Origin of the sequence: Streptomyces sp. NRRL S-455, assembly GCF_000717875.1 — a bacterium.
Classification (GTDB): domain Bacteria; phylum Actinomycetota; class Actinomycetes; order Streptomycetales; family Streptomycetaceae; genus Streptomyces.
The window spans coordinates 169,110-175,109 of record NZ_JOCT01000010.1 but is presented as its reverse complement, the minus strand read 5'-3'; the positions used below and the strand labels follow the sequence as shown (position 1 = coordinate 175,109).

At 69.0% G+C, this 6,000-nt stretch carries 6 protein-coding genes and 1 pseudogene; 2 read left to right on the top strand and 5 right to left on the bottom strand.

Annotated elements, in window-relative coordinates; all coding sequences use genetic code 11:
- Both IE97_RS0114745 and IE97_RS0114740 read right to left on the bottom strand, forming a co-directional pair.
- A partial coding sequence (locus tag IE97_RS0114745) for an ATP-binding protein (RefSeq protein ID WP_234331816.1) occupies positions 1 to 527 on the bottom strand: 527 nt, incomplete at its 3' end.
- 73 nt (positions 528 to 600) lie between these two features.
- Complete coding sequence (locus IE97_RS0114740; protein WP_234310630.1) at positions 601 to 1,716, bottom strand: Mu transposase C-terminal domain-containing protein; 1,116 nt, start codon at positions 1,714 to 1,716, stop codon at positions 601 to 603.
- A 762-nt stretch (positions 1,717 to 2,478) separates the two neighbouring features.
- Between IE97_RS0114740 and IE97_RS0114730 the strand changes: the two genes are divergently transcribed.
- Entirely contained in the window at positions 2,479 to 3,000 is a 522-nt protein-coding gene (locus IE97_RS0114730; RefSeq protein ID WP_030238399.1) for an SMI1/KNR4 family protein, read from the top strand.
- A 16-nt stretch (positions 3,001 to 3,016) separates the two neighbouring features.
- Here the strand turns inward: IE97_RS0114730 and IE97_RS0114725 are convergent, their stop codons facing one another.
- Together IE97_RS0114725 and IE97_RS41455 are read right to left on the bottom strand one after the other, a co-directional pair.
- A complete protein-coding gene (locus IE97_RS0114725) occupies positions 3,017 to 3,799 on the bottom strand; it encodes an IS5 family transposase (protein WP_030238396.1) in 783 nt (260 codons plus the stop codon).
- 304 nt (positions 3,800 to 4,103) lie between these two features.
- Entirely contained in the window at positions 4,104 to 4,466 is a 363-nt protein-coding gene (locus tag IE97_RS41455) for a helix-turn-helix domain-containing protein (RefSeq protein WP_030238392.1), read from the bottom strand.
- A gap of 414 nt (positions 4,467 to 4,880) precedes the next feature.
- Here IE97_RS41455 and IE97_RS42945 point away from each other — a divergent pair, with 414 nt between their 5' ends.
- Complete coding sequence (locus IE97_RS42945; RefSeq protein ID WP_234310632.1) at positions 4,881 to 5,642, top strand: helix-turn-helix domain-containing protein; 762 nt, start codon at positions 4,881 to 4,883, stop codon at positions 5,640 to 5,642.
- On the opposite strand, the pseudogene IE97_RS42940 reads toward IE97_RS42945, so the two are convergent.
- Positions 5,639 to 5,912 (bottom strand): annotated as a pseudogene (locus IE97_RS42940) (RRQRL motif-containing zinc-binding protein); the annotation flags it as partial. The gene IE97_RS42945 and the pseudogene IE97_RS42940 sit on opposite strands and share 4 nt — an antisense overlap.
- Positions 5,913 to 6,000 lie beyond the last annotated feature (88 nt).

Sequence of the window (6,000 nt, the reverse complement as noted above, 5' to 3'; positions counted from 1 at the left end):
TCCGGCTGCCCGGCCCGAGGGTAGAGCTGGGTGACCTCGCGCGCCATACCGATCAGGCCCCGGAAAGACTGCCTCGACATCGACGGGAAGGGGAGCCAGAGCTGGGTTGAGGGTTCGTCCCAGAGGTAGCGGAAGTATTCGAACGCCTCCCCGTTGAGCCACTGGGCCTCGTCGACGAGGAAGGTACGGGGGCGTTCGGCCAGGGCCGTTTTCAGCAGGCGGTCGAACTCGCTGGGGTGGCGCGGTGGCTCGCCGGCCAGGTCGAGCGCGGTGAACAGTTCGTAGCGCACCGCGCGGGCGGTGGGCCGGGCCCGGAAGGTGATCTTTCGGACGTCCTCGCCGGGTTCGAGTGCGCGCAGGCAGGTGTTGACAGCGAGGGTCTTGCCGAAGCCAGCGCCGCCATGGATGCACATCATCGCGCGGGCAGCGACCGTGTCGGTGATGTTCTCCCGGGCAGTGAGCAGGGCGCGGGTGGTGACCACGGATGCGTCGGGCAGGTCGACGTACTGGTAGGTGGCCGCGGTCACGAGGCGTCTCCGTCTTCATCGGTGGTGGGGGGGTGCGGCCCGCCCGCCCGGGCCGTCGGGGGCGGAAGCGCCGTCACGGCCGTACGGGTACCGGACGGGCGGGCCTGGCGTGGTCAGCGGCGGCCGGGGAAGCCGGGGTGCGCCAGTCGGCCGGTGGCGCGGCGGGCGGGATGACGTCCGGCAGCGCGAGCTGCGCGAGGTCGGAGTCGGCAGTCTGGGCGAGTTCGGCCTCGGCCTGCGCGGTGGTCAGCGCGCCGAGCCGTTGAGGTGCCTCGGGCTGGTTCACGGCGGCGTAGCGCTCGAGCTGCGAGGCCTCCAGGTCCTTCTTCAGGCGGCGTGCGCGAGCGGACCGCGCCCTTCGTACGGCGCTGATCTGTTCGTCGGTGGCCTGGTCGGCCAGGTTCGCGGGGCCCAGGTAGCGGCCGGTGGCGGCGTGGTAGACCTCGATGCGGTGGTCGTGGTGGGGCATGAAGCGGATACGGACCTGGATCCCGGCCTGGCCGGTCATCCACGGACCCACGTAGTCGCGTTTCCTGAAGCGGATGCCGCGGGTGGTCAGCGTGCGGGTGCCGGCGTCCTCCAGGGTGAACGTCCACAAGTCCGCCGCGGGCACGTCCCGCAGCGGCGTGGGATCGTCCTGCCACGCCTGAAGCGGGGTCTTGCCCCGCAACGGCGCCGGGCGGTGCTCGGTGTTCCACCACAGCGTCCAATCCAGCAGCCGGGCGGTGAAGTCCTCGAAGCCCAGCAGCACTTCGTCCTTCGGACGAGAAGCCCGTTTGCCGGGGCGCGGCTGGCGGGCGTAGCCGGGCAGCGAAGCCAGGAACATGCTCTCCACCGCCCGGTTCAGGCCCTCCACGGTGCCCTTGAGGTGGGGGGTGTAGGCGGGCGGGTCCTCCACCGTCACGTCGAGGAGATCGAACGCTGCGGTCACCGTCCGGGACAGGAAGTCCTTGCCACGGTCCACCCGCACTTTCTCGGGCACGCCGCCGAACGGGCCGTAGGGGTCCTCGCGCAGGACCGCGGAGCGGAGCGCGGCCAGCACCGACTCCCGCGACGGATGCCCGGGCGTGACGGCAACGCCGGTGATCGCGTTGGTGGCACAGTCGGTGAACCAGGTGATCCACGGCCTGCGGGCCTTGCCGTCGATGTCGACCAGCACCGGCGCCTGGACGTGGTCGGTCTCCCACACCTGGTTACGCCAGCCCCGCGGCCGGGCCAGGAACACATCATGCTTGCGCGCCGCGCGCTCGCCTCCCGCAAGTCCGGCCCGCTCCCCCGGCGTCAGAAGCCGTTGTCTTTCCGAGCGTCGCGGGCGCGTTCCCGCTGGTCAGGTATAGGACCGGTGCTTCGGCGGCAGAGACGAGGTGTCGTGTCGTCTCTGCGGTGGAGGTGTTGGGATGTCGTCCGTGATGGGGCTGTTGGAGGAGCGCGAGCGTGCTGCTCGGCAGCGGGTGGAAGCTCTTCAGGCAGAGCTTCGGGAGGCGGAGGCCGCGTGGGAGCGGTTCATGATCGCCCGGGAGTCGGTCGGACTGGTGCTGGCTGAGTCCTGCGGAGGCAATGAGGTGCCGCCGGTCGTAGCGGCAGGTGAGCCGTCGACGCGGACCGTCGCAGCTGTGCCTGGTTCAGTGGTGCCGGTGTGGAGGGACGGACTCGAGGACAGTGCGTTGGCGCCGGACTACCGCCGACTCGTGGATGTCCTTGCCGGCGGGAGCGAGCCGGGCGGGGAGGCGATGGACTGTCGGCAACTCGCCGTGGCGCTCGGTCTGGAGGCGGTTCCGGCAAAGGTCGAGGGGGGTGCGGTCGAAGGCGAAGCGCCTGGTCGCGCGGGGCTGGCTGGCCGAGGAACGTCCGGGGATGTTCAGCGCGGTCGCCAGGCGAGTCAGCGCCCCGTAGGCTGCTGGGGCGGGTGTACCGGCCAGGACGTCCGAAACCTGGAGGAAGAGGCCCAGCGGTGGCAACGCTTTCAGAGATCCGCTCCCTGTTGGGCGAACCCCGATTTAACTGGTCGGATGCGGTGCCATGGGTCGAAATAGAGCGGGAGTTCGGTATCGAATTCCCTGCGGATTTCCGTGAGATCGTGAACGCCTACGGTTCGATCCAGATCAACGGTCAATTGTACCTGGAGCACCCCGCCGGCCATCTTCTGCACAGCTTGAGAGAGACCATCAGGGGGGATCTCGAGATGTGGCGGGAGGAGGACATGGCAGAGTTTCTGCCCAGTCCGGTTGGGTCGAAGCCCGGTGAGTTGATGCCGGTTGCGTCGGCCACGACGGGGGAATGGGTTTTCCTTCGCGTTCCAGACGGGCCCTCGTCGCCCTGGAGCGTCCTGGTTCAGGAGCTTGACAGTCCGGCCTGGACTCTCCATGAGATGACATTCAGCGACTGGTTGCTGGCTTATCTCAGGGGTGAGGACGTGACGGTGTGTTCTCGCAACTTCGCGCCTGACCGTCCGTTCTACGAACCCCTGTCCTGAATTGAACGCGGTGAAATCAGCCCGGTCGCCGGGCGAGTCGGCGGCTCATGACCATGGTCATCGACCACCGGATCACCGCCTCCGAGGTGTCGGTGCGCCTCTCGTAGTCGCGGGCCAGCCGGCGTGAGTGCATCAGCCACGCGAACGTGCGCTCTACCAGCCACCTCTTCGGCAGCACGGTGAACCCGCTGGTGTCGTCGCTGCGTCTGACCACGGTCAGCGCGACGCTCAGGACGTCGCGGGCGAGGTCGACCAGGCGCCCGGTGTAGCCTCCGTCGGCCCACACCCGCGTGACACGCCAGTTCCGCTCGTGCAGCCGGGCCAGCAGTGTCTGTCCCGCCTCCCGGTCGGTGACCGAGGCTGCGGTCACCATCACATGCAGCAGCAGTCCGAGAGTGTCCACCACGATGTGTCGCTTGCGGCCGTTGACCTTCTTCCCGCCGTCGAAACCCCTGGTCGCAGCCGGTACCGATGCGGCTGCCTTCACCGACTGCGCGTCGATGATGCCTGCCGTCGGCTCCGGGTCCCGGCCCGCGACCGTGCGGACCCGGTCACGCAGCCGGTCGTGGAACTCGGCCGCCAGACCCTTGTCCCGCCAGCGCCGGAAGAAGGCGTAGACGCGGCCCCAGGCGGGGAAGTCCGCAGGCATCGCCCGCCAGGTGATACCGCCCGCGACCAGATAGCGCACCGCGTCGACCATCTGACGGTGGCAATAACTCTCCGGCTGCCCGCCGCGGCCCTCCAGCCAGCCAGGCACCGGCATCGCATCGCGTACGACCGCCCACTCCGCGTCGCTCATGTCGGACGGATACCTCGGCCGCCTGTGCGGATGATCCCCGGCATTCCCGAACCGGTGAGCGAGGCAATCACACGTCAGAGGCTCCGAGTTGGACGCCATCGGCGACGGCACGGAAAACTGCAGCACCAGGGGCCTCCTGTTGCTCGGCTGGATTCGACACCCACGAGCTGTACGGGAGGCCCCGCTTGCATGCACCGCCGGCCGCGAGATCACCCGACCGAGTCGACGACCTCGAACTCATGCACACCAAGATCGATAGAGCAACGGCTTCTCAGATCACGGCGGATCGCCCGGTGCAGCGTCGTCAGAGACGGTGCGGAGACTGCCTGGCAGCACGCAGGACCAGTTCGCGGTGGACCGCCCGCACGTTCCCCTTCCACAGCGCCAACAGTCCACGGACCTCGGGCGTGACCGTGAACCTTGCATCGACCCGGGAGCGTGCGCCGGGGTTGGCGGCCGCGGTCTCATCGCTCTGAGCGGTGGCCAGCCAGCGCCACACCGTGCGCTCCGACACTCCTAGCGCGTCCGCGGCCACCCGTACATGGACTGCTGTCAGCTTCTTCCCTGCCCGCAGTGCCAGCAGCCGCCGCACGGCCGGACCGCGCAGCGCAGTCCTCGACGCCGCAGGCAGTCCGCCGCCTGCGCGGACCGCGTCACCGTCCTCCATGTCAGCTCCCCTCACGCGGGCGGGACATCGTGTGCTTGCCGGTGGCCGGGAGCATGCGATCGCCCTCCCGTCTCTTGCAGGAGTGCTCTGTTCACAGTGGCGGCGCGACCCGCTGGAATAGCCGCCTCAGCAAGGCCCGGTCGATGGATGCTTCAGCGGTGGTGAGCAGCGCGTTCTGTAGGTGCGCAGTCAAAACCGACCACCGTGCCGCCGCGCAGCCCTCGGAAGGATCAGAAGTGCCGTTCTCAAGACAGTGAAACGGAGCGGGGTGTACCGCCCCATGACAGCCGCACCGCTACAAAAACCACCCCACGACAGTGACCACGCCCTTCCCCAACGCCCGACCATCGAAAACACCCACCTCTGATGTGCCGTCACTGACACCCACCCACTGACACCAAACCGGCACATCGCATGCATGGCACGATGATTCGTTCACCTCGTGCCTGGGCGCTTGAACAAAACGATCGCCGTATCGTCTTCGCCTTAGGCACTGAAGCGACGATGTTCGCCGAATTCCGCCCGTTCCGCGTCGCCCAACACCGGCTGCCCGCGTGGAAAGCCGTGCTGCCGATCGGCGGTCACGTCGAACTCCGCCAGCCGGGACGGCCCTTGGTGGCGACGCCCGGGCTGATTGTTCCCCCCCAGTTGGCCCACACCTGTGCGGCGACTTCGCCCTACATCGCCCTGTTCGTCGACCCCTGGCTGCTGGCCCCCTGCCCGGAGCCGATACGGCTCGATGCTGGCGAGGTCAGCCGCCTGCTCGCCTCGCTCGGCACCATTGATTCCGACGGCCCCGACGCCGGTGTGGACACGACCGCCGGATACACCGAGCTGCGGACACTCGCGGGGCGCCCCTCCCCACTCGATCCGAGAGTCGCCCACGCTGTCGACCTGTGCACGCTGCACGATCCGGACATGCCCATCACCTCCATCGCCATCGAGGTCGGGCTGTCTGCCCCGCGGTTGCGCGCCCTGGTCCGCCAGGACGTGGGCATTACGCTTACCCGCCTGCGCCGATGGGGCCAGCTCCGCACCGCGATCGCCGACCTGCCGGATTCGACCGCCGCCCTAGCCGCAGCCACCGCGGGCTTCGCCGACCAGGCCCATCTCGCCCGTACCGCGAGGGACTTCATGGGGCGTACGCCTGCCTCTCTGCGACGCGCTGAAGCGTAGGGCGCGTCCTTGCGAGGCCGACATGCCCCGGCCCTGAGTGATCTGGCGAGCGCGGCCTCCTTGGCGAGCGTCATCGGGCGCACCGGCGGGGCCAGGTCGACCCGGTACAGGTAAGCGGGCCGGGTGCGCGCGCTGTGGCCGGGTCGCGCAGGCCTTACAGCGCAGCACCACAGCTGGCTCCTGACCACCGGGGCGAAGGCCTGCGGTGCGCAGCTGGCGACGTGTGGCCAGGCCCTCCAAAGCGGTGCGCCAGTCGTACTCAAGGACCAGCAGGTTCGGGGGATCTGGGCGGTGCTCCGGCGAAAACCCGCTGGGGATGTGGTGGTCTTGGGAGGGAGTACCGCGCGGTTCAGAATGG